Annotated in this window: 22 protein-coding genes; 16 read left to right on the top strand and 6 right to left on the bottom strand. The window is 39.0% G+C overall.

The annotated features are described in order from the left end of the window. Positions 1-192: 192 nt before the first annotated feature. Positions 193-384 carry a CbtB domain-containing protein gene (locus AA650_RS25915; RefSeq protein WP_071992818.1) on the bottom strand — a complete coding sequence of 64 codons (192 nt, stop codon included), beginning with the start codon at positions 382-384 and terminating at the stop codon, positions 193-195. Positions 385-712: 328 nt separating this feature from the next. Between AA650_RS25915 and AA650_RS01115 the strand changes: the two genes are divergently transcribed. The 5 genes from AA650_RS01115 (at position 713) to AA650_RS01095 (ending at position 6557) form a co-directional block, all read left to right on the top strand. Continuing rightward, positions 713-1732: a multicopper oxidase domain-containing protein gene (locus tag AA650_RS01115; protein ID WP_053537632.1), complete on the top strand. Its 1020-nt coding sequence runs from the start codon at positions 713-715 to the stop codon at positions 1730-1732. A gap of 332 nt (positions 1733-2064) precedes the next feature. Then, entirely contained in the window at positions 2065-3237 is a 1173-nt protein-coding gene (locus AA650_RS01110) for a 2-deoxy-scyllo-inosose synthase (protein ID WP_053537631.1), read from the top strand. Positions 3238-3576: 339 nt separating this feature from the next. Further along, the gene (locus AA650_RS01105; RefSeq protein WP_233455451.1) at positions 3577-4788 is read left to right on the top strand and encodes an MFS transporter; all 1212 of its coding nucleotides are present in this window, start codon (positions 3577-3579) and stop codon (positions 4786-4788) included. 96 nt (positions 4789-4884) lie between these two features. Further along, positions 4885-5700 (top strand): sugar phosphate isomerase/epimerase family protein, encoded by an 816-nt coding sequence (locus AA650_RS01100; RefSeq protein ID WP_053537629.1) that lies wholly within the window; start codon positions 4885-4887, stop codon positions 5698-5700. Positions 5701-5789: 89 nt separating this feature from the next. Beyond that, a complete protein-coding gene (locus AA650_RS01095) occupies positions 5790-6557 on the top strand; it encodes an SDR family NAD(P)-dependent oxidoreductase (protein ID WP_053537628.1) in 768 nt (255 codons plus the stop codon). Between the two features lie 44 nt (positions 6558-6601). Here the strand turns inward: AA650_RS01095 and AA650_RS01090 are convergent, their stop codons facing one another. Further along, positions 6602-6739 (bottom strand): type II toxin-antitoxin system PemK/MazF family toxin, encoded by a 138-nt coding sequence (locus tag AA650_RS01090; RefSeq protein WP_234413266.1) that lies wholly within the window; start codon positions 6737-6739, stop codon positions 6602-6604. A gap of 323 nt (positions 6740-7062) precedes the next feature. Between AA650_RS01090 and AA650_RS27455 the strand changes: the two genes are divergently transcribed. From AA650_RS27455 to clpP, 5 genes are all read left to right on the top strand, one after another. Continuing rightward, positions 7063-7236 (top strand): hypothetical protein, encoded by a 174-nt coding sequence (locus AA650_RS27455; RefSeq protein WP_199924358.1) that lies wholly within the window; start codon positions 7063-7065, stop codon positions 7234-7236. A 266-nt stretch (positions 7237-7502) separates the two neighbouring features. Beyond that, complete coding sequence (locus AA650_RS01085) at positions 7503-8531, top strand: ComEA family DNA-binding protein (RefSeq protein WP_053537627.1); 1029 nt, start codon at positions 7503-7505, stop codon at positions 8529-8531. Positions 8532-8711: 180 nt separating this feature from the next. Beyond that, the gene (locus AA650_RS01080; protein WP_027403547.1) at positions 8712-9146 is read left to right on the top strand and encodes a ferritin-like domain-containing protein; all 435 of its coding nucleotides are present in this window, start codon (positions 8712-8714) and stop codon (positions 9144-9146) included. 344 nt (positions 9147-9490) lie between these two features. Next, the gene (locus tag AA650_RS01075; RefSeq protein ID WP_053537626.1) at positions 9491-10459 is read left to right on the top strand and encodes an FTR1 family iron permease; all 969 of its coding nucleotides are present in this window, start codon (positions 9491-9493) and stop codon (positions 10457-10459) included. A gap of 647 nt (positions 10460-11106) precedes the next feature. Continuing rightward, entirely contained in the window at positions 11107-11712 is a 606-nt protein-coding gene (clpP, locus tag AA650_RS01070; RefSeq protein WP_027403550.1) for an ATP-dependent Clp endopeptidase proteolytic subunit ClpP, read from the top strand. A 173-nt stretch (positions 11713-11885) separates the two neighbouring features. On the opposite strand, the gene AA650_RS01065 is transcribed toward clpP, so the two are convergent. Then, positions 11886-12593: a hypothetical protein gene (locus AA650_RS01065; RefSeq protein WP_053541150.1), complete on the bottom strand. Its 708-nt coding sequence runs from the start codon at positions 12591-12593 to the stop codon at positions 11886-11888. Positions 12594-14026: 1433 nt separating this feature from the next. Here AA650_RS01065 and AA650_RS01060 point away from each other — a divergent pair. Both AA650_RS01060 and AA650_RS01055 read left to right on the top strand, forming a co-directional pair. After that, complete coding sequence (locus AA650_RS01060; protein WP_053537625.1) at positions 14027-16381, top strand: ribonuclease R family protein; 2355 nt, start codon at positions 14027-14029, stop codon at positions 16379-16381. 101 nt (positions 16382-16482) lie between these two features. Further along, on the top strand, positions 16483-17103 hold the full coding sequence (locus AA650_RS01055) for a flavin prenyltransferase UbiX (RefSeq protein WP_053537624.1): 621 nt from the start codon (positions 16483-16485) through the stop codon (positions 17101-17103). A 190-nt stretch (positions 17104-17293) separates the two neighbouring features. Here AA650_RS01055 and AA650_RS01050 read toward each other — a convergent pair whose 3' ends face one another. Next, positions 17294-17515, bottom strand: a complete 222-nt coding sequence (locus AA650_RS01050) for a hypothetical protein (protein WP_053537623.1) — start codon at positions 17513-17515, stop codon at positions 17294-17296. Between the two features lie 50 nt (positions 17516-17565). Between AA650_RS01050 and AA650_RS01045 the strand changes: the two genes are divergently transcribed. The 3 genes from AA650_RS01045 to AA650_RS01035 all read left to right on the top strand — a co-directional run bounded on the left by AA650_RS01045 (position 17566) and on the right by AA650_RS01035 (position 20332). Then, a complete protein-coding gene (locus tag AA650_RS01045) occupies positions 17566-18201 on the top strand; it encodes a hypothetical protein (protein WP_053537622.1) in 636 nt (211 codons plus the stop codon). A gap of 52 nt (positions 18202-18253) precedes the next feature. Beyond that, positions 18254-18790 (top strand): shikimate kinase, encoded by a 537-nt coding sequence (locus AA650_RS01040; protein WP_053537621.1) that lies wholly within the window; start codon positions 18254-18256, stop codon positions 18788-18790. Between the two features lie 375 nt (positions 18791-19165). Next, positions 19166-20332 (top strand): baeRF7 domain-containing protein, encoded by a 1167-nt coding sequence (locus AA650_RS01035; protein WP_053537620.1) that lies wholly within the window; start codon positions 19166-19168, stop codon positions 20330-20332. On the opposite strand, the gene AA650_RS01030 is transcribed toward AA650_RS01035, so the two are convergent. Next, positions 20329-22662 carry a putative PEP-binding protein gene (locus AA650_RS01030; protein WP_053537619.1) on the bottom strand — a complete coding sequence of 778 codons (2334 nt, stop codon included), beginning with the start codon at positions 22660-22662 and terminating at the stop codon, positions 20329-20331. The genes AA650_RS01035 and AA650_RS01030 overlap by 4 nt on opposite strands. A 373-nt stretch (positions 22663-23035) precedes the next feature. Here AA650_RS01030 and AA650_RS01025 point away from each other — a divergent pair, with 373 nt between their 5' ends. Beyond that, positions 23036-23494 carry an MgtC/SapB family protein gene (locus AA650_RS01025; RefSeq protein ID WP_053537618.1) on the top strand — a complete coding sequence of 153 codons (459 nt, stop codon included), beginning with the start codon at positions 23036-23038 and terminating at the stop codon, positions 23492-23494. A 151-nt stretch (positions 23495-23645) separates the two neighbouring features. Here the strand turns inward: AA650_RS01025 and AA650_RS01020 are convergent, their stop codons facing one another. Beyond that, complete coding sequence (locus tag AA650_RS01020) at positions 23646-24494, bottom strand: hypothetical protein (protein WP_053537617.1); 849 nt, start codon at positions 24492-24494, stop codon at positions 23646-23648. Positions 24495-24564 lie beyond the last annotated feature (70 nt).

Genomic DNA, 24564 nt, shown 5'->3' with positions numbered 1-24564 from the left:
ACTCTTAATCAGCAACGCCGAATATTTTAGATTTAGCAAATGAATTTGAGTCTAACTTATTATTTATCTGGGCGATTGTAAATCGCAGCTACACAGGATGAACCCTTAATTTTTCCTTAGTCCACGCAGGTGGACTTTGTTTGTGTAGAAGTGATTTCTAATCGCCCAATACGTTTAAAACTTTATGATAGTTTAATGACAAGCAACGCCCAAAGCATGGTGACGCGCTGAGTGTGCTGTGTTATGCGCTGGTGGATAGGTAGAGAAAAACACAGTCCAAATCAGCAAAGAAGATAACATCATGTAAAGACTTACCTGTACAGGCTTAGAAAGGGTAATGCCCGCAGTTTTTTGTAATACTGAAGTCCGAGAAAAAGCAGTCATTTGTGAACTCCTATAAATAGTTGCGCTACTTGGTGACAAAAAGATATTGTTAACATCAGCAGCTATTGTCAAAATCCTAGCACCTTATTCCATTTACTAGGCTGCAAGCATCATCTGTTCTCTAGTCAACGGTAAATCAACCAATATATCAGGAATACTTCTGAAAATTACTATAGCAAGATCCCCGACTTCTTAGAGAAGTCGGGGATCTGAATCCTGAAAATCATTTTTCCAAGTTATTGACAATGATTCTTAATTTTCATATTATACATAAAGCTAATTGCAAATTATTCGCAATTTCTCACATACGCATATTCCTATTAGTCTCATGTCTGACAACTTTACTTTCAGTAAAGATAAAATTTGGAGTCGTCGCCAACTGTTGCAAATAGGATTATCCGGCGCTGGAGTCCTAAGTGCAGCGACAATTTGGCAGATATTGAATACCAAAAATCATCCCAGTGTCAGAGTACCACCGATGGAAATGGCAGCATCTAATGGTGCTACTAACCCTATGCAGGTATTACGAGATTTTGATTATGGGACAATTAAGCAGGAAAATGGGCGCACAGTCCGCGAATTTCAGCTAACTGCTGGTACTTCCACCATTCAGCTTAATAGTGCTGTCTCTTACAACATTTGGGACTTAAACGGGCGGATTCCAGGACCGACACTCCGGGCTAAAGAAGGAGAAAGAATAAGAATACTTTTTCTCAATAATGCTGGACATTCCCATTCTTTACATTTTCATGGAGTTCATCCTGCTGAAATGGATGGAATAAGACCTGTAAGTAATGGTAGAGCAACCATATATGAATTTGATGCCGAACCCTATGGTGTTCATTTATATCACTGTCACGTCGCCCCGGTTACTCGCCACATTGCCAAGGGTTTATATGGGATGTTTATCATTGACCCGCCTAAGCCTCGCCCACCAGCAGATGAAATTGTTTTAATTATGTCTGGGTATGATGTAAATGATGATAACAAAAATGAATATTATGCTTTTAATGGTGTGCCACATCATTATATGCACCATCCCATTCAGATTTATCAAAATCAGCTAATTCGGGTCTATGTTTTGAATATTATTGAATTTGATCCTGCTGTGACGTTTCATCTGCACGCTAACTTCTTTGATGTTTATCGTTCCGGTATGACAATGACCCCCAGCGAGAAAACCGATGTTTTAACAATGGGTGTAGCAGAAAGGCACATTTTAGAGTTTGCTTTCCGCTATCCAGGTAAATATATGTTTCATCCTCATCAAGATGCGATCGCTGAAAGCGGGTGTATGGGACAGTTTGAAGTAATCGCAGAAAAGGATTCCCAAATGATTGGAGTGTAAAAAAAATGAAGAAAATTGGCGACGATTACATCAGTTAACCTGGGCAGTTACAATTTTTCTTTAAAACTAGACGGTTTAGTTTACTCACCCTCATAGCTTCTTCAGACTACCTCATTATCGGGATTATCGTTACAACAGTTCAGCGATAATAAAAATGTTATTGCGTGTTTAAACGAATTTGTTATGAAAAAATTTAATTAGTGAAAATAATTTGCAATTAGCTTGACGAAATATGCATGTAAGTGATACTAATATTATTGGCTGTTGATAAGAAAGATTATCAATAAGTTTACAGGTGCAAAGTGAGAACAGTAATCACAAAAAAACAAAACATGAATCATAATCAACCCTTCGATTTCGTACCAGGAAAAGTCATCACACTCAGTACTCATCTAGAAAAACCCAGCCCATTTTATTTTGGATATGGCATTCATCAAAGTTTTTTATCGGAACTAGAGAAATATAGTTTTGACAAAATATTTTTCTTTACGGAGCCACATCTATTTGAGAGTTACGGCAAAGAATTGTATGATCAAATAAGTGCAAAATATCCTTGTTCAGTTGAATTTGTACCTGCTGGTGAGAAATGTAAATACTTCCCTGTTCTGGAAGAAACCTGCGAAAAGCTAATTGCTAAAGGTGCATCCAAAAAATCTATTTTGTTAGCATTTGGTGGCGGAACAGTTGGTAATGTTGTCGGTTTAGCAGCTGGATTAATTTACCGTGGGATTCGTTTTGTTGAAATCCCTACAAGTATGACAGGTCAAACTGACAGTACATTAAGCAATAAACAGGCGGTTAATGGCGGCACGGGTAAGAATCATTTTGGTCTCTACCATGCACCCTTATTTATCTGGGCAGATACCAAATATCTCAAAACAGAACCTCCTTTTTCTCGACGTAGCGGCATAATTGAAGGTATCAAAAATGGGTTCATCTCCGATGAAAATTTTTTGGAATACTTAGAACAATCCCTCAATCCTGAGTTAGATTTTACGGACGCAAAATTAACGGAAATTGCCTATAAAATCATTCTCTCCAAATTACCAATTCTCCAGCAAGATCCCAGCGAAAAAGGTTATGCTATTACCCTTGAGTATGGTCATACATTTGGTCATGGTATTGAATGGTTGGAAAAAATATCTCACGGAGAAGCAGTTTCGTATGGCATGAAAATTGCCTCACATCTTGGCAAAGAACTTGGATTAATTTCACAAAAAGATGTGGAGCGTCATTACTATGTCATTGAAAAGAAACTAGGGTTTAACAATCCTTTCCCTGAAACAATCACAACTGAAAAACTCATGGATGCGATGATTGCAGACAATAAAAAAACAGGAGCAGCCCTGCGCTTTGTTTTATTGGAAGGAATCGGTCAATGTTATAACCCTGAAGGAGATTTTTTAGTGACAGTTGACAAAGAATTAGTAATAAAAGTTGTCGAAGATTTCATTCAGCAGGAGCGTCAGAGAAAGAGTGCTAAGACTTACGCATTTGCTGTATAGAACACAACACAATCTTATTTGGATGTGTAAGCCTTAACTACTCGAATCAAAAGTACCCTAATCATGATGCTGATCTCGGCTCTGGCAAGCTGGGATCGGCTTGGATACATTAGTCAATCATAACAAAGTTTGCACAAATTTAGTTTTTAGCTAGTTGATAATATTAGCTTCAATTGTCAGCAGATACGTAGGCAAGTTTCGACTAAGCTGTTGTGCATCGCAAATAAGCTACCCATTTTAAATGTCTAAAACCTTTGCTCTCTGGGATCGCTTTACTGAAGCAGAGGGTAGTTTTTCTCCTGCTTCCCTCGATCAACCACTCGTAGAGAGATCAAACTATTGAAAACATCAACAAATCGTGATCAACCGCCACAGAAACTCTATCAAGACCAAAATCTTCAAATTGTTATTGCTGTAACTTTAATGGCAGTTTTGGGTTCTAGCAGCATAGGTCCAGTATTACCAACCGTGGCAGAGGACTTTAAAATTTCTCCCGAACGCATTGGATTAGTCATATCAGCCTTTGTTTTACCGATCGCAATCGGTACTCCAGTCTGTGGGGTACTGGCGGATCGCTTTGGGAGGAAACAAATCTTAGTGCCTTCTCTGCTATTGTTTGCGATTGCAGGATCTGCCTGTGCAGTGGCTCCGAATTTTCGCACCCTGCTGGAGATGCGTTTTCTGCAAGGCATCGGTGCAGCCAGCTTAGAATCTCTAGCACTGACTATCATCAGCGATCTTTATACGGGCAAAATGCTGACATCTGCAATGGCATTCAATGGCAGCATGATCGGCATCAGTTTAGCAGTGTATCCCTTAATTAGTGGAGGATTGGCAGCACTAGGATGGCGGTATCCTTTTCTCCTACCTTTGACGGCTATTCCTGTAGCATTTTTGGTGTTATTTTCTCTAAAAATACCCAAGTTGCCAAAGCAAGAAGAGTTTCATCTTAAAGCTTATCTACAAAATATTGGACGCAGTATCAACAATCGTAAAGTGATTGGACTGCTGTTTGCAGTAATAGCCTTATTCATTCTCCTTTTCGGCGCCTACTTCACCTACATTCCCATCTTAGCCAGCAATGTTTTAGGTGCTTCTAATGTGGTAATTGGCATCATTTTGGCAAGTATGGCGCTTTCGCTGGCTTTTGTTTCTTCCCAACTGGGACTATTTGCCCAAAAGCTTTCAGAGCTAACACTGATCAAAGTCTCGTTTATTCTCTATGCACTGGCATTAGTTATTACCCCATCTATACAGAATGTCTGGCTGCTATTCATTCCCAGTTTGCTATTTGGAGCGGCTCATGGCATGGTGTTTCCGGCAACTCAGGCTTTATTGGGTGGATTGGCACCAAAGGAGTATCGAGGGGGATTTATGGCGGTGAATGCCACGTTATTGTCACTGGGACAGGCGTTGGGACCTCTTTTGGCAGGTGTTGCCTTTGGACTGTGGGGAATGCCGGGGGTTTTTTACTCTAGTGCCGTTTTTGCGATCGCTACATTGGTATTGCTCAGTGGGCTTTTTGCTAAAAACCGTAACAAAAGAAAATAAGAAAAAATGCTCTGTGAGAATCTTTTAAGTTTTCGATAGAGCCAAAAATATGTTGATGAAAACAAACTCTACATTGTAATTAAAAGTGAGATTACTATGAAAAGACAAATTGGTGTAACCACATGGATATTTGGTAATCTCAATCTTGTTGATACCGCAGAAATAATTGCTCAAATGGGATTTAATGGAGTGGAATTGTATGTAGATATTGATTCTGTTTCGGTGAAAGATGTCAAAAATATTTTTGCAAACGAAGGTTTAGAAATTTTTTCTCTCACACCTGGAAATGTAGATTTAGCCAGCAGCGATCAAAAAATTAGAAAATTTGCTATTGATTACTACAAAAAGTTAATTGATTACGGCGCTGAACTGGGTCAGCCAGTCATTACCTGTCATGAATACATCCAGAACCAAATGGGAAGTATTTATTCGGGGTCGATTGAGCTTTTAGTAGAATCATGTCGAGAGATTGCTCTTTATGCTTCACAAGCTAATCTCAAATTAGGCTTTGAACCTTTGAATCGTTATTTATGTCGTTTCATTCTCAAAAGTACTGATGTCCTTTCTCTGCTTGCCCAAATTAATACCTCGAATCTGACCATCGTTTTAGACGCTTTTCACATGAATCTTGAAGAAGACGATCCAGTTAAAGCCATAATACGATGCGGAGAGCAACTCAGCGCTTATCAAATAGCTGATTCTAATAGGAAAGGTATCGGGTTTGGACACATTGACTTTGAGCGGCATTTCGCAGCCCTTGATACTATTCAATATACTGGACCAATTGTGTTTGAATGTGCCGCTCCTCGACAAACACCAGGTTCCGATTCAGAAGACAACTTGGATGAACTCAAGTTACATCTCTCAGCTAGCAAAGACTGGCTGACTAATAGAAAACAAGCATTAGTATAACCTGAGTTTGCCAAGCTAAATTTGAGTAATTAAACATTTGTAGAGATGTTATAGGTAACGTCTCTAATAGATAAATACTGGAGAAAATCATGCATCCAATCTATCCCGATTTGAAAAATAAGCACGTTTTGATTACAGGTGGTAGTCAGGGTATTGGAGAAGCTTTAGCTCGAACCTTTGCAGAACAGTCAGCTGAGGTAACTATTTTAGATATAAACTACGACAAGGGGTTATTAATAGCTACAGAATGTGAACAATTAGGATGTAAAGTTAATGTATATTCTGTAGATTTAACTGATACCTCAGCACTAACTGCAACCTTGGCACAGGTTAAAAAAGAAAGACCTGTGGTGAATGTTTTAATTAATAACGCTGGTTATGATCCTAGATATCCCTTATTGGAAATGTCAGAGAACCAGTGGAACGACTTGTTTCAGTTAAATGTGGTGCATTATTTCGTGACTTGCCGTGAACTTTTGCCCGACATGATCGCTGTTGGTGGAGGTAGCATCATTATGACTAGTTCTCATGTAGTGTGGGTTGCTAAACCAGATATGATTGCCTACAACACAACTAAGGCAGCAATTATCGGTATGGTTCGCAGTCTGGCGACGGCAGTGGGGAAACACCATATCCGGGTGAATGCTGTAGCACCAGGTTGGATTATGACCGAAAGACAGATAGATCAATGGGTGACACCAGAAGCCAAACACAAAAATCTACACGAGCAACAATTGATTCCCATCGAACTTACACCAGATGAATTAGTGGGAACTTATCTGTTTCTGGCCTCGGACACCTCCAGAGCAATCACTCGTCAGACATTGGTTGTGGATGGTGGATATGCCCAAAGCTAAGATTTTAGATAGAAATATTTCTTTCAATCTCCCAAAATTGTAATTCACTCTAAAGAGAGATGTAATTTGAGCGCAGCATTCACTAATTCTATCAATTCTGTACTCAAACTACCCATAGCATCTCCTAAAATCCGCTGTTTAGAAATTGTGCGTACTTGCTGGGCTTGAACTTTAGAAACCACATTCCGCAGGTATTTTTTGAATTTTCGGAATTATCTATAACCCAATGATAATAAGGCTTTCAGACAATTACACGCAATTCTATATTAGGGCGATGCCTTCGGCGCGGCGTAGCCATCGCAGCTTTAGGTAGAGCTAGAATCAAGCTTATTGAGAATAATGTCAATAAATTAGTTGGTTTGAGATTAAATTCATTGAATACCGACCTAGATTGCAAAAAGCATGAAGTTGTTATTATGATTGGGTTTTAGCTGTTTTATGAAATTCTTTTTTTGACAAAATAACCTGCTGGGAAAAATATTTTGAGTATATTTACTCATGCTGAATGTGGGCTTTACAGCAATGGCAACAAGTTGTTAATACTTGGCAACAAGCTACAAGACTCATGCAAACTATTCCAGTTTCTAGTATTCATTATCCAGTTGCCCAAAAAAAGATGATTGAATATCAGCATAATTTGCATTATGCTCATAAAAACACGCTCTTTAGTAAAAAATAATATAAGTACATAGGCAAATAATTTAGAATCCTAGATAAATTATTTGATAAAACCTCTCATTTGTGATAGATCAAAAGTAAGAGGTTATTAAAAAAGCTATTAAGTAGGTGAACGTAAAATAACCAAAATGTGTAACGATATGTAAATCTACCCTTATGCGTTATTGTGGTTGAGTTTCAGCCATTTTACAAAACGGAATATATTTTGATTTTCCTCCGCCCACCTACTTAAGCTGGTTAGAACTATTCAATTTACCAGGAGTAAAAATGATCAAATTCCGTTATTTATTCTTATCTATCGCGGCTTGTGCGATGATTTCCCTGAGTTCTTGTACCAGCGACTCACCCACAGCAGATGTTAAATCAACACCAAGTACAGCCCAAGTTGCCGAAACCAGCGCCCATAGCGGTCATAGTGGTAAAGCTAAAATTAATATCAATAATGCAATTTTATCCCAATTAGATAAATTAGAAGCTACATTAGGAATTCCGGCTTTATCCAACAAAATCCAAGCTAATCGTCCCTACGCTAATCCAACGGATTTGGTCAGTAAAAAAGTGATTACTCAACCACAGTTTGACCAAATTAAAGACATGGTGACAGTTGAGGAAGTGGTACTTACAGGTGAAGCTAAAGATATTGACTACATGACCAAATTGGGGTTAATGAAAGGACATCTTTTAGTAGCCAAAGAACTACTAGATCAAAATCAACCCAAACAAGCTCAACCCCATATTGGACATCCAGTAGAAGAGATTTATATTGATATTGAAGAACAATTAGATGAGCGCAAAGTTAAAGAATTTAAAAGTAATTTGGTCAGTTTAACCGATTTAGTTAAATCTAATCCCAAGGATGCCAAAATAAAAACTAACTTTACCACTTCCGTGCAAGCTGTGGATAGTGCGATCGCCGCTTTACCAACCGAAGAACGTAGGAAACCCGAATTTGTTCTCCAAGTTATCAACGGTTTACTAGATGCTGCTAACTCAGAATATGGCGCAGCAATTGCCAACGGCAAAATTACCGCCCCCATTGAGTATCAAGATTCTCGTGGCTTTATAGTCTACTCTCAAGAACTATATAAAGGTATTTCTAGCCAAATGACTCAAGAACATCCTGAGTCGCACAAAGCCATAGATACAGCTTTTATGGAATTGGTGAAAGTTTGGCGTACTGCTATCCCTCCAGTCCAAGCAGTCAGCACTCCAGAAGATGTTACCAAGCTAGTAAAAATCATCGAGGAAAATACCCAAAAAGTGCGAACAAAAACCAGCACTAAAGCACAAAATTAGTATTTTCACACCATTGGAAGTCCAGAATAAGACGTTTAAAATGGTGAATAAGAGAGAAAATAGTTAAAAACCAAAAGTGAAACCAGTTTGGGGTTTTAAAACCTGAAAAAAGTATAACTGCTCACTAATAATTGGTATCTAAAAACTCTCCTCATGTAACTTTGCTCAACTTAACAACTAATGCAAGAACTCGACCACCAAAAGACCATTGATATTCTCAACTCCATCATGGAATTTGAACTAGCAGGGGTAGTTCGTTACACCCATTATTCCTTAATGGTGACAGGTCCTAATCGTATCCCCATTGTGGCATTCTTCAAAGCACAAGCCGCAGAATCTTTACTTCATGCTCAACAAGTAGGAGAAATTCTCACAGGCTTAGAAGGGCATCCTACGTTGAGAATTGCTCCAATGGAAGAAACTTTCAAGCATAATGTTAAGGACATATTACAAGAAAGTTTATCCCATGAAAAGAAAGCTTTGGATATGTACAAAACTCTTCTAGAAACCGTCAATAATGCCAGTATCTATTTAGAAGAATTTACTCGTGGTATGATCGGACAAGAAGAGATGCACAATCTCGAACTCAAGAAAATGTTACGCGATTTCAGCTAATAAAGCAGGAGTCAGGAGTCAGGAGTCAGAAGTTAGACCTTAGACGTTAGACGTTATAAATCACGAGAAGCAAAATCTACAACTAACAACTAAGAGGGTGTTTGAAAAGTTATGGTTGATGTATCAAATATTTTTTACCCCTCCCTAACCCTCCCCTTTACAAGGGGAGGGAACTGGATTTTTATTGTTTCCCCCCTTTACAAGGGGAAAGGGGGGGTAGCAATGTGATGAAAATTACGGAATACCACTTTTAAAACATCCTCTAACAACTGACAACTGACAACTGACAACTAACAACTGACAACTGACAACTGACAACTGACAACTAACAACTGACTAATAAAATGAATTTTAGTACCGCTCTACCTACTTTTGTAATTACCCTCAGAGAAGGTGTGGAAGCCGCTCTAGTTGTGGGTATTGTCCTCGCATTATTAAAAAAAGCCAAACAATCTCGATTGAACCCTTGGGTTTATGCTGGTGTTATTGTTGGTATTATAGTTAGTGGCTTAATCGGTATTTTATTTACGGGGATCATTAAATTCTTAGGATCTATTAATCCTCAATATACCTCCGTTGTTGAGCCAACATTAGAAGGTATATTTAGTGTTTTAGCTATAGTTATGCTCAGTTGGATGCTTATCTGGATGACAAAACAAGCCAGATTTATGAAAGCACAAGTTGAGGGAGCAGTCACAGACGCATTAGGCAAAAACTCAAATGCTGCTTGGGGAGTTTTTAGTTTAATTTTAGTCGCTATTGTCCGCGAGGGATTTGAAACTGTTTTATTTGTTGCAGCCAATTTTCAACAAGGTTTATTACCAACTTTAGGCGCACTGGGTGGTTTAGCAACAGCCGCAGCTATTGGGGTTCTATTATTTAAATGGGGTGTGAAAATTAATATCCGCCAATTTTTCCAAATCATGGGCGTTTTATTAATATTAATTGTTTCTGGCTTAGTAGTCTCCGGGTTACAACACTTTGATGAAGCTATAGCCAATCTGTCCCTGAGTAGTCGTTCTTCAGAAAATCTTTGTTTCTATTATGAACACTTTACCAGAATTCATTCTTGCATCTTAGGTCCAATAGTTTGGAATACCGAAAAAATCTTATCTGATGAACAATTCCCCGGTATCATTCTCAAATCATTATTTGGTTATAGGGACAAAATATATATTGTTCAAGCTGTAGGATATTTAGTATTTCTTACCAGTATTGGTGGACTATATTTCCGCAGCATTACAGGTGGAAATAATCAATCTAGCAAAAACAGCAAAAATAAAGTTATGACTAGTACCGCCAGCAGGAATTAAAAATAAAAGACTGATAATCAGGGAACAGGGAAGAATTTGACCCTGTTCTCTGTTTCCTATATCTTGCATTTTACTCCGAAATATGAAAAGTCGAACTAATTATAGGCGCTGACATTTCTGAAATAGGTGAGACTACCTTGGGACGTATTGGAGTAGTATTACTCAATACGGCGATAAGTTGCAATAAAAATGTAATAAAGGCTGCTTGTATAAGTTTTTCTAGCATAATAACCCTCTTTTTATTTATATGGATGGGACTCCATAGGAAATTGTTATTCTCAATGCACTTTGTGTTATTGGTTTATCGAATTCGGTGAATATAACTTGAGAATATCGCAGAAATCTATTAAAGAATGTGATCTAGATCTCTCTTTATATGTACCTAACAACTGAGACGGTTATTTTTCAAAAAAGTGTCTTGTAACTACAAATTTATTTTTAAATTTACGGAAATAGACAATTCCAATACTCCAGGTACTCAATTACTGGAAACCGTATAAATACTGATATTTGCGTAAGATATATTTCTTCATAAAAAATCCTATCTGTTCTCTTTACCCAGTTTCTTTGAATGTTAATTGGCAATTTCAACACAATTAGCCTTTGTCACCGATAGAATAAATGAAAAATAGCTAAAAACACGCTAAATGATTCCTATCGTTATTGAACAATCGGGTCGAGGCGAACGTGCCTTTGATATCTATTCACGGCTGTTGCGTGAGCGGATTATTTTTTTGGGAGAACAGGTTGATAGCAATCTGGCCAACTTGATTGTTGCCCAACTGTTGTTTTTAGATTCTGAGGATGCGGAGAAGGACATATATATGTACATTAATTCTCCTGGTGGTTCAGTAACAGCGGGCATGGGTATTTTTGATACAATGAAGCATATCCGCCCCGATGTCTGTACAATTTGTACTGGATTAGCCGCAAGTATGGGAGCTTTTCTCCTTAGCGCGGGTACAAAGGGTAAGCGGATGAGTTTACCCCATTCACGGATTATGATTCACCAACCTCTCGGTGGCGCACAAGGACAGGCGACTGATATAGCAATTCAAGCCCGCGAAATTTTGTATCACAAGCAGCGGCTGAATGAATATCTTGCTGAACATACTGGGCAACCTTTTGAGCGAATTTCTGAAGATACAGAACGTGATTTCTTCATGTCTCCTGCTGAAGCTAGGGACTATGGATTGATTGACCAAGTAATTGACCGTCATGCTGCTGGTAGTCGTCCTGTAGCTTTAGTTTAGTTATTGGTCATTGGTCATTGGTCATTGGTCATTGGTCATTGGTCATTGGTCATTGGTCATTGGTCATTGGTCATTGGTCATTGGATAACTTCCTCCTAACTCCTGACTTCTGACTCCTGACTCCTGACTCCTGACTCCGAACTCCGAACTCCGAACTCAGGTGACTCCTGATGCTAAAATCCCGCAATGGGGTCTGGTTGGGATTTGAGGTAAGTGAGAAAATTTCGTAGTTCTTCTTCACTTAGGAGAGAACGTCCTCGTTTGCTGTAGGTTTTGACTAGATAATCTTTTCCTTGTTCTGGTGTCCAGCCTAATCGCTCGATTTCTACGTCTGTTTGGGCAATAACATCAGATAAGTTGACTGGTTCATTGCGTCTTTTGTTTTTACCAATGGCTGACTGGACACCAGTATCTTCGTAAGGTGTGTAACTCCGAGGGGTGAACGGTGTAACATTACTCGGAGGGACTTCTGCTAAGGGTCGAGATTCTGGTTCTTGATGTGGGAATATTTCTGGTTTTGTAACTTGAGTATCAATTTGCTCTTCTAGAAAGGGTGGTGTATATATTGCAGTGTTGGTGTTGCTGACCGGAGGAAGGGGTGGCGATTCCTGTAGAGCAGGTTTGATTGGTGGTGGAGTTACTGATGGTGAAGCTGATTTTGTGGCTTCTACTGGGAGGTTTTTGATGCCTAGAACTGTGAATGCTCTATCTCTAGCTTGGTCTTCTGCTGCTTCTACTGTTTCTGCTCCTGCCATACCCGTTGCCTTGGTGATGCCTTCGAGTTGTATACTGACACGGACGATATATTTCCCTTGAAAAATTTCTATTAGTTCTGAGATAATACTGCCGTTGGGGTACAAGTTCTGGAATTGTGCCAACATAATGCTTTCAACCATTTTTATCTAAATTTTCCTAATAACGTCAGTTCTTAATTAGGGAACAGGGAACAGGGAACAGGGAACAGGGAACAGGGAATGAGTCAAGAATTTTTCTCCATTACCAATTACCAATTATACTCAACACGGCTTAATAATTTGATTCTGTGGGTAGGGGTAAAGCAAAAGCTTATTGGTGTCAACTTAACGTAAAACATCTATCCCGCAAAGAACTCAAGTCGTCTCGTTCCCAGTCTCTGACTGGGAATGAATTCTAGAAGGCTCTGCCTTCAATGATATTAGAGGCAGAGCCTCATCAACTGCATTCCTAGTCAGAGACTAGGAACGAGATGTGGTAGGGATTTGAGCTTAAGTTGACACCAATGAAGCTCTTGCTTTACCCCTACAAATCTAGGTTTTTCGTAATTTTGTAAAAGTCCATGTCTCAACCGTGTTTAGCATACCAATTACCAATCCCCTAGACAAAACCCTATATTTCAATATAAAGTCTTACTGAGAACTAAGCACTCACAATTTTAAATATGTTCTGATACTAGCAGTTGTTCAACACAAATTGTTGTCTATCTTTAAAATGCTATACTAATTACCCAATTAGATATCTAGAAGTATTTTTAAAGAAGTGCGCTCTAAATCTACAATGATAAAGATAAGGTTTGCCCTCGTTGCCTGTGTTTTACTGCTTACCTGATTGTTACCAATCCTACATAAGCGAGAATTGGATTTTTCAGCGGTTTCTGCCAGTGAAGACATGGCTAACGCCACGCTATGTTATCAGATGCTAATGGCGTGAGATTACCTTATATCTAAACCATCAAACACCTATGGTTAAACCAGTTTGTAGTTTGTGGGTGGTATAGAGAGTTCTTCAAACCAAGTCTCTCACTCATCCATGATCTAATTACTTAGTGTTTAATTATTGAGTATCAGGAGTGCATGGTGAAGATTGTTTAGATCAGGTCAAGGGTCACGCAAGCAAACTCTGAGATTGTCGTGCAGTGAGAAGTCACTCGATTTTGGATTGACGATTTTGGACTTCGACTTCGCTCAGTCGAACGATTTTGGATTGACTCCACCAAACAAGTGTAGAAGCTCGAAAACTTTGGATTTGGGATTTACGTTAGCGAAGCGTACGCAGCGCAGCGAGTATTTTTCCGTCCTGAAAGACGGAAACCCATACTAAATTTTTTTAATCTAAAATCTAAAATCTAAAATCTAAAATTTCCGGTCAACGCAGGGGCTTCCTCTGACAATGACTATGGCTAATGCCACGCTGCGCTATGAGCGGACTTGCCTTTTCTACGAAACACTACCCAAGGGCAAAATTCGTACAGCAGCAAGTGTCTGTAGACCGTGAGGGGATACAGTAAAGAGCCAGATTCGACAACAAATGATGTTTTGACCAAAGGTCGGTTCACTGCATGGAATTTTCAATCGCTACACTTCTTGCCAATTTCACAGATGATAAATTGGTGGCTCGTAAAGTCCTAGAAAAGAAATTGGGTTGTGAGGATGAAGAAAGTCTAGAAAAACTCCAAATTACTTTGGATGTGTTGGAAAAAATTGGGCTTTTGGTGAAGGAACGGGGGAAATATCGCCGCGTTACGGAAGAGGGATTGATTGAGGCGAAACTACGTTGTTCTAGTAAGGGCTTTTGTTTTGCAATTCAAGATAGCGAAGGCTCAGAGGATATTTACATCCGCGAAAGTCATTTGAGTAATGCCTGGAATGGCGATCGCGTTTTGGTTAGAGTCCTTAAGGAAGGTAGTCGCCGGCGATCGCCTGAAGGTGAGGTGAAGTTGATTATGGAGCGGTCTAATCATACTTTACTCGCCAGAATTAAGCAGGTGGAGGAAGGGTTTCGGGCTGTTCCTTTGGATGACAGATTGCTGTTTGAACTGAAACTACAACTCAACAGTATGAAGTTGGAAGAGGCTATTGACCATTTAGCTCACGTAGAAATTCTCCGCTATCCGTTGGCACAATACCCTCCCTTGGGTCGAGTGGTACAAATTCTGGGTAGTGATGCTGAAGCGGCAGCGGATATAGATTTGGTCACTTGTAAACATGATTTATCCCGAACTTTTCCCGATTCGATCCTCGATGCGGCGGCGAAGTTACCCAAGAGACTCCTGAAAGCAGACCTGAAAAATCGTCTGGATTTACGTGATGTTTTTACCTTCACTATTAAGAGTACCAACGGTGATGAGTCGGTGGTAGAAAATGCCTTTAGTGTCGAAAAAATTAGTGCTGACAATTGGCGATTAATTTTTCACATTACGGATGTTTCCCACTATATTCAAGCGGATGAAGCTTTGGACAGGGAAGCACTCAAGCGTGGTAAGTCAGTGTATCTAGGAGAGTTATTATTGCCGATGTTACCAGCAGCGGTGACAGAACGGTGTTCTTTAGTCCCTGGGAGCGATCGCTTGGCTCTTTCCTTGATCATCACCATTAACCCTCAATCAGGAGAAGTGGAGGAGTGGGAAATTCAACCTAGTGTGATTAATGTAGATGTAGCCGTTAGTCAAGGGGAGACAGAAAGCATTCTCGCTGGTGAAAGCACCAAAGTGGCAGCCGCAGTCCAGGAGAAATTGCCAGATTTGCAGACTTTAGCTAATGCTATTAAACAGGTACGTCTACAGCGCGGTAGTTTACAGTTGAATCTCCCACCTAGTCATAACCCCTATTATGATGAGGGATCAATGGGATCTGTGGTACTGAATGACTTACCTGGGCGATCGCTGATTACAGAGTTGGTAATATTAGTGAATCAACTCATGGCTGATCACCTCAGTGCCTTGGGGATTCCTAGTTTATGGCGAGTTCAAGGCACACCTGATCCCGAAGATGTTCAGGAAATGCTCAAACTAGCTGTTAATTTAGGTGTGGAATTGGGACTAGATCCAGAATTGGAAATCCAACCCCTAGATTATCAACACTTGACCGGTGCTTTTGCCGATTCCCCCTCGGAACAAGTTCTCACCTATTTATTACAAGATACCCTCAAGCCTTCCGTCTACAGCACCACCAAAGGTTCTCATTTTGGACTGGCTTTATCCCAATATGTCCACATCACCGCCCCCTTACGTCGTTATCCAGACATCTTCTTACAACGGGCGTATCATCACTTAATAGAACATGGGCGCGATCGCCGGAATACCCGCGTCAAAGATCGGATTAACCTGCGCCATTCCAATTGTCACGAAGAAATTAATTGGAACGTTCTCCCCCCAGAACTCCACCAAGAAATCCAAAGTGACTTAGCCAGAGTCATTGTGCAAATTAATGACCGGGAAAAAGAAGTCCAAGAAGCTGAAGCAGATTTAGCCGGACTCCAAAAAGCTTCCTTAATGAAACAACGCATTGGCGAAGTCTTTCCCGGCGTAATTACCGGAGTTCAATCCTACGGCTTCTTTGTCGAAATTGAAGTCCCAGTAGAATCGCCCACAGAAACCAATCTCGCTAATACCTTACGGGTAGAAGGACTGGTTCACGTCAGTTCCCTCAAAGACGATTGGTACGAATATCGAGCCAGACAACAGGCTTTATTTGGGCGGAAAAATCGAGCTTCCTACCGATTAGGTGATAGCTGTATGGTACAAGTCAAAAGTGTTGATTACTACCGTCAACAAATTGATCTTGTCACCGTTGGTGCTGATGGTTTACCAAAAAGTATGGGCGCAAATGGTAACAATGAAGATGAAGATACAGGAGACATTTATTCACCCAATAAAACCGACCCTTTTGATCAAGAACCCTATGATGAGGAATAGTCAGTTGTTCTTTGTCAGTTGTCAGTTGTCCATTGCTCTTAAATACTGATCACTGACCACCGACCACTGACCACTGACTAATGACCACTGACTAATGACTAATGACCAATAACACAAAACCTTTAATCCTGGGCGTAACAGGTGCATCCGGTCTGATTTACGCTGTTCGCGCCCTCAAATTTCTCTTGGCAGCAGAATATCAGATTGAACTGGTAGCCTCTAAATCAACTTACATAGTTTGGCAAGCAGAACAGGAAATCCGAATGCCAGCAGAACCAGATAAACAAGAGCAATTTTGGCGACAACAAGCCGGAGTTCCCGAACAGGGGAAACTTCGGTGTCATCCTTGGAGTGATGTTGGTGCTGGTATTGCCAGCGGTTCTTTCAGAACTTTGGGGATGGTCATTATGCCTTGTAGTATGAGTACAGTTGCCAAACTGGCTGGGGGACTCAGTTCTGATTTACTAGAACGAGCCGCAGATGTCCAAATTAAAGAAGGACGTAAACTGGTAATTGTCCCCAGAGAAACTCCTTTTAGCTTAATTCACCTGCGGAACTTAACGACCTTAGCGGAAACTGGCGTGAGAATAGTACCTGCTATTCCTGCTTGGTATCACAACCCTCAAACCATTGAGGATTTAGTTGATTTTGTGGTTGCTCGCGCCCTAGATCAACTAGATATTGATTGTGTACCGATTCAGCGTTGGCAAGGTCATCTATAGCAATCAAAAATTAATCATTAAAAATGGAAAGACTAAATTTTTAATTTTTAATTCTATTTAAGTAGATGAACCGAAAAATTTAAAGGTATGTGAAGAAAATTCAGAGGGAACAGGGAACGGGCAACAGGGAACAGGGAAAACTCATGTTTAAAAACATGAGATTGAAATAATGACACTGTTTTTTTTCGTGCTACGCATCTTTTAAAAACATCTTTTTTCTTGACTGAGCTTTAAACTCAGAACTAAAGTTTCCTGTTCCCTGTTCCCTGTTCCCTGTTCCCTGTTCCCTTTCTTTGTAAAATCGCCCAAAACTCTCTTCCTGTTCCCTGTTCCCTGTTCTCTGTTCCCTTGCCCCAACGACAATTTTTAACGCCAACCTACTTAACTCGTTTGTGGCAATAGCTATTTTCATCTGTTTTCCCCTGGTGTATTCTCAAATTTTGCTGCAATTTTGAATTCGTTATGGCTGTAATTCGCTTAATTATCTTGGTGACGGCAATGCTGGGACTAATAATAATATTAGTTCAAAATTTGTCGCCCTCACTTCCACTAATATTTTTGGGAATGCGAACTCAAGCATTACCATTAGCATTGTGGATTTTATTGAGCATAACTGCTGGTATTTTTACATCTTTAATAATTACTAAATTATTAAAATTTACCACTGATTTAAATTTACAAGCACAACAACCTATCCCTAAATCAATTCCGACTTCACCCCGTGTCAGAGAAAATACGCCTCCTCCTAAAAGTCCGTCACCGACCGTTACTCAAGCTGATGATGAATTTGATGATTGGGACACAAATCGGAATCAAGATGATTGGGATGGTAGCGAAACTTCAGAATCAGCACAAGCAACTTCTACAAGTCCACAAACTTCTAATTCCCGCGCCAGTTCTGTTTATTCCTATAGTTCTCAATCCCCGAAAAATACTGCTGTAGGTAAAACTGAATCAGTTTATGATGCTGATTATCGGGTAATTATTCCTCCTTATCAAGAATCAGGGAAAAATCAGGTAACGGATGATGATGACTGGGATTTTTTTGAAGATGATGATTTTGAGGATGATGAAGAAAATAAACCACAAAAACGCTAATCTAAGCTTAAATCATAAATAGTAATTTTAATTTTACAGGAGAAAAATACTGATGATTGATATCTTAAAAGGAGTTAACCTCTACTTAATTGGCATGATGGGTGTTGGTAAAACAACAGTAGGAAAGTTACTAGCAGAGGAAATTGGTTATAGATTTGTAGATACAGACGAAGTGATAGTCAAAGCCGCGGGTAAATCTATCAACGAAATATTTACCGAAAATGGTGAACCAGAGTTTCGTAAGTTGGAGGGTGATGTCTTAGCTCAAGTTTGTGCCTATACTAAATTGGTTGTAGCTACTGGTGGGGGTGTTGTCATGCAGCAACAGAATTGGAGTTACCTCCATCATGGTTTGATAATTTGGTTAGATGCACCAATACAAATAATCTTACAGCGATTGGCGGCAGACAATACCAGACCACTTTTACAAGATGCTGATATGGAAAGTAAATTGCGATCGCTTTTGGAACAACGTCAGCCAATGTACTCCCAAGCTGATTTACATATTACTATTAGCGCGACCGAAACACCAGAAGAAATTGCCACACGCATCCTAGCCACAATTCCCAGTATTCTCAAACAGCAATAATTCTTTCTACACCCATTTATAACCCACTTGAATATCAGATCCCCGACTTCTTAGAGAAGTCGGGGATCTGACTCTTGCAATGTATACCTACGGCACGCTACGCTATCACAAATCAAATAAGTAGGTGAGTGTTGAAAATTGTCGTTATGGCAAGGCAAAAGGCAAGAGGCAAGAGGCAAGAGTGAAAAGGGTTTGGGCGATTTTACATTTCTTTACACAGTTTGGTTTTATTGTGTTCACCTACTTACTTATATTATATCTATAAAAAGGAATAGAAAGCAGTTAATTTCTTGTCAAAAGCAAGATGCAGAATTTCCACATCAGGAGTTGAATTGAATCTAGATTCTATCATTATCCTCGACGGGGATGAAATCTATGACTATATTTTCTCTTGATGAACTCAAAAATTTAGTCCAAAATCCTGAGTATCCATGCGTTTCTCTGTATCTACCTATGGAAAAACTAGGCGGAGAAACACGACAAAATCCAATTCGGTTTAAAAATTTAATTCGAGAAGCTGAAAATCGCTTAGATGACATAGGGTTACGCCATGCTGAAACTATAAATTTGCTCAAGCCAGCAATGGAATTAGACAATACTGATTTTTGGGAAATTCAAAATCAGGGATTAGTAATTTTTATTTCCCCAAATCTATTTCGTTACTATTGTTTACCTATTTCCTTTCCCAAATTAGTGGTTGTGGGCAAAAATTTCCACATTAAACCCTTACTAAATTTGATTAATAATGATGGACAATTCTACATTTTGGCTTTAAGTCAAAAGAATGTTCAGTTTTACTCAGGAACGCGCTACCAACTCCATGAGGTAGAAGTAGAAAATATGCCTCGTAATTTGGAAGAAACTCTTTTAGAAGATGAATTTCAAAAAGGTGTACAGCATAGAGTTGGTATAGCTAGAGGTGCGACTTCCGCCGCTCAACAGCCTGGTTCTGTGCATGGACAAGGTAGTCCAGATCGGGAGAAACATGAAGAAGATATTTTACAATTTTGTTATGCTGTTGATAGTGCATTACATGAAAAATTACGCGGTGAAAAAGCACCTTTAATATTGGCAGGTGTGGAGTATTTATTACCAATTTACAGAGAGGCTAATACTTATCAATATTTAGTAAAAACAGGTATTACTGGCAATGTAGAACTTCTCAAAACTCAAGAGTTAAATCAGGCAGCTTGGGAAATTGTTGCCCCTTTATTTCAACAAGAATATGAAGATCTAATGGCTGTTTATCTGCAACTAGCTGGGGAAGAAAGTAATAAAATTGCCAATGATATCAAAGCAATTGTTCCCGCTGCATATTATCAAAGAGTTGATACTTTATTTGTGCCTGAAAAAGAATATATATGGGGTAAATTTGATTTACCAACTGCTACGGTTGAGTTACATCCAGAACCGGCACCAGATGATGAAGATATGTTAGATTTTGCCGTGATTCACACCATGTTAAATGGTGGTAGAGTATATAGTCTAGAGCCAGAAGCAATGCCTCGTGGAGTCAAAGTGGCGGCTATTTGCCGATATTAATTTTTTGAGTCGTTAAGTTGTCGCCGTGCTGCTGCTAAAATTAATCTTTGTTCAGCACGTGCGATCGCTTGATAAGTCCTTTCTACAGCTTCCGGTTCTACAGAAATAGAACTAATCCCCCATTCTATTAATTTATCAATCATTTCTGGATAAAGTACCGGGGCTTGACCACAGATAGAACAGGGAATGCCCCCAGCTTGAGACATTTTAATTAATTGAGATATTGCACCCATCACCGCTGGATTACTGCCATCAAGATATTTTAAACCTATTCCGGGTTTGCCCTGTTCTCGATCTATTCCTAACAATAATTGCGTTAAATCATTTGTGCCAATGGAAATACCCATCACACCAGCTTTAATATATTCAGGTAAGAGAAATAATACACTAGGAACTTCTGCCATCATCCATAATTGAAACTGGGATATTTGTGTTAACCCAGCTTGTTCAACCTTGTGACGACAAAATACAAATTCTTCAACACTGCGGACAAAAGGTAATAGCAAATTAATATTTCTATAGCCAGATGCTTGAACTATCGCTAAAGCTTGCAATTCTAATTCAAAAACAGCCGGATTTTGTATATAGCTGAAAATACCTCTATCACTAATAATTGATGACTTTGATAATGGGGGATCTGTACTCAAAGATGGCAAATCATGAGGTAGCCAATCTAAAGACCGATAAAAAATAGGTTTAGGTGAAAAAGCGCGAGCAAACTGCATAATTTGCTTAGATAATAATTCTAACAATTCCGCTTTTTTTCCTGCTTTTAACCATTCTTGAGGATGTTTTTTCTCCAGAATATTTAACATCATTAATTCTGAACGTAATAATCCCACCCCATCCACAGGTAAACTTTTTACTTGTTTAATTAATCGTTCTTGACTCAGATTTATGAGTAACTTAGTCGCAATTATGGGTAAATTTGTTGGCTGATAATTGACAATTTTTTCCTCTTTAATTAATCCTTCTATCTCCTCACTAGGAAAATTTTCCTCATCTCCGGTGAGACGATATACTTCTCCCTTATCACCATCTATTAATAATTTTTCACCTGCTTGTAAAATAGTTGTTGCACCAATAGCACTCACCACCGCAGGAATACCCAACTCTCTGGCTAAAATCGCCCCATGACTAGTTAATCCCCCCTGTTCTGTAATAATCCCCACAACTCCTTGTAGTAAGGGCAAACAATCAGGAGTAATCATTGGGGCGATGAGAATTACGCCTTGAGGAACTGGGATTGCTTTTTGTGATGAACTAAAAATATGGGCATTAGCAATAATTCTACCTCTGGCTGCCCCAACGCCTTGAATAAATTGCACACTCTTATTTACAGGTTGGGGAACGGTGACTTCTGTAATATAGAGTTTAGTAGCTAAAGATTCTTTGGCAACTGTCCATTTCATAGTTAAAGTTGCACCTAATTCACTGACTATTTGATTGCCTACAGTAATTAATTCTTGCAAAAATTCTTCTGGCAAAGCATATTCTTGTTGTTGAGATTCTTCTAAAATATAAGCTAATAAAAAATCAGTATCTAATGTTGGTTGCAGTTGTTCATCTGTAAAAGCATTACCATGATTAAGACGGTAAGCCAACATTTTATTACCCAATTGTCGTTCTATGACTGCGCCAGTTTTTGGTTCTATGTAATAAACATCTGGTAATACTTCACCGTTGGTAATTGCTAGTCCTAAACCCCAAGTAGCTTCAATATCCCATGCTGATGATTTAGTATTGATTACACCAGAAGCGATCGCATTGTCAACTGGTTGCACCAACACCCCTAAATTAATGCTGGGCAAACTAATCCCCGCACTGTGCCAATATAGTAAACTTCTCGCCCGGAATAACTGACTCCAAAGCAGCTTTAAAGCTTCACCTATTTCCTCTTCTTCACAAGGACAAAATACTGGTTCTAATAACCCAGATACATTTTTCATTTCTTGGTTATTTGATATTGCCAAACTGGGACGCAAAATTAAACTGCTTCTTTGCCATTGTCTGGCTGCTTGAAAAATTGTCCTCACCCAATGAGGTGGCACAGTTGCTGAGATAATTTCCTGACGTAAGCGCCCGGCTACCTGTTGCAGTTGTCGCCAATTATGTACATCTAAATGTAGGGAAGAATAGGGTAAATCAGCAATTAACGACTCTGAACTGTTGAGAGTTTCTAGAAATTGCCGTAAAACATCCGCTTCTACCACAAAACCCGGTAAAACAGGATAGCCCTGTTGTTTAATTTTGCTTAAATAAAATGCCTGAACGCCAACATTGGCGCGGTCTTGTAGTTTAATTTGGTCAAGCCAATAGAGTTTATCCACACAATTTATGAGATTTCAGAGGGAACGGGGAACGGGAGACGGGGAACGGGGAACAGTAAAAACTCATGTTTAGAAACATGAGTTTGAAATAATGACACTGTTTTTTTCGGGCTATACATCTTTTAAAAACATCTTTCTTTTGACTGAGATTTAAACTCAGCAACTTTTGTTTTGGAGAACAGGACACTTTCTGTTCCCTGTTCCCTTTTTTTCGTAAAATTGGATTACTTCCAGTATTTATTCTGACCTAATTATTAAATAATATTTATTACATAGTTTTTGTTACTATATTACCAATTAGTATGGACAATACACCCAACTTTATAACTAATTTCCTAAATTTCCCTATCAAACTACTTAGCACGAACAGAACGTGATAAATCCTTACTATATTGCCAGCAGTGATTGGTTACACACCGGGCTGCGTCTGTGTTTCGCTTTATTTATTGGGGCTTTAATTGGCTTAGAAAGACAGCTAAAAAATAAACCGGCAGGTTTAAGAACCCATATGTTAGTAAGTTTGGGTTCAGCCGTGTTTACTCTCATCACTATCCAAACAGGTGGTACACAACTTAGTGCTGATTCTCTTAGTCGTGTAGTTCAAGGTATTGCGGCTGGAGTCGGGTTTTTGGGGGCTGGGGAAATTTTACGTGAATCTTCCCAAACATCAAAATCACCGGAAATTCATGGTTTGACTTCCGCAGCCGCAATTTGGGTAGCTGCTGCTTTGGGAATTGCTGCTGGGTGTGGTTTATGGCAATTAGGATTAATGGGTGCTATTTTAACTGTAATTATTCTACACATATTTAAAAGATTAGAAAAATTTTATTAGTTAGGTGAACAGAAAAATTGGCGTTGGTGAATGAAAATATGAATTGATCTCACGCAGAGGCGCAGAGGCGCAAAGAGTAAGAGTTTGAGAAATGGAATTTTTGATTTTCATATCTTAATTCAGCAACGCCGAAAAATTTAAAGGTATGACATTAATTGCCTTTTTCACGCAGATTAGGACGGCTGATAATTAACAATTGTACCCCACCATCACCTGTATTAATTGTCAATACTGGAGGACGTTGATTAAATTGTGATCCAGGAGGCATAGATGGAAATAGATAAACCCAACCATTACTTTCAATTAATAACCGCCAAATAATGGGTTTTTGAGGATCTGTTAAATCATTTGTTTCTTGACCAATAATATTTTTAAACTGTTCCATATCCCCAATAATATGAGAATCTTTTAAAGAAGGATTAATTAATACATCATCTAAATTACGTCCCAAAGGTAGTTTATCTTTAGCAGTTACAAGCGTAACTATTGGTCTAGTAGAAGTATTATTAACGGCATCTCGATAAGCATCAGCTAAACCTTGAAAACGTCCCAACCAAAACAATGAAGCTAAAATCCAAATGACAACTATGATTTCTTGACGTAAGGATTGCGGGATAAGTTGAGCCAAAGAACGTAAAATTTTAAGTAATGGGAAATTATAAATTTTTTCAAGCAGTCTTGGGGTGCTATTTGGCTGGTTTTGAATATTTGGATGTGGTGAAATTATCCAAAATGTAAGTTTTATAAAAGCTATGGTTAAAGTTATGGCTATGGTAGCGCGAATAAATATCCAAAAGTTACCAAATATAATTTGTATTGGGACTATTAAAAAAGACTCATGAGGTAAATTAAGAGTATTAAGTTCTAAGGCAAAAAAGCCAAAATAAGCCCAGCGATATATCCAACCAATAAAATAAACGAAAATAGCTAAAACTCCCACAAGTCCAGCAAAGTTAGACAGGATATTAATATTGGGGGTATTTTGAGGATCTGGTGGCATAGTAGTAATTTTTGTAAAATTTAGGAATTTGGACGGTTATAGATGATTTTATAGTAAAGTAGCGATAACT

It is taken from the genome of Anabaena sp. WA102, assembly GCF_001277295.1.
Classification (GTDB): Bacteria; Cyanobacteriota; Cyanobacteriia; order Cyanobacteriales; family Nostocaceae; genus Dolichospermum; species Dolichospermum heterosporum.
The sequence above is the reverse complement of the archived record's forward strand: the minus strand, read 5'-3'. Positions and strand labels throughout refer to the sequence as shown.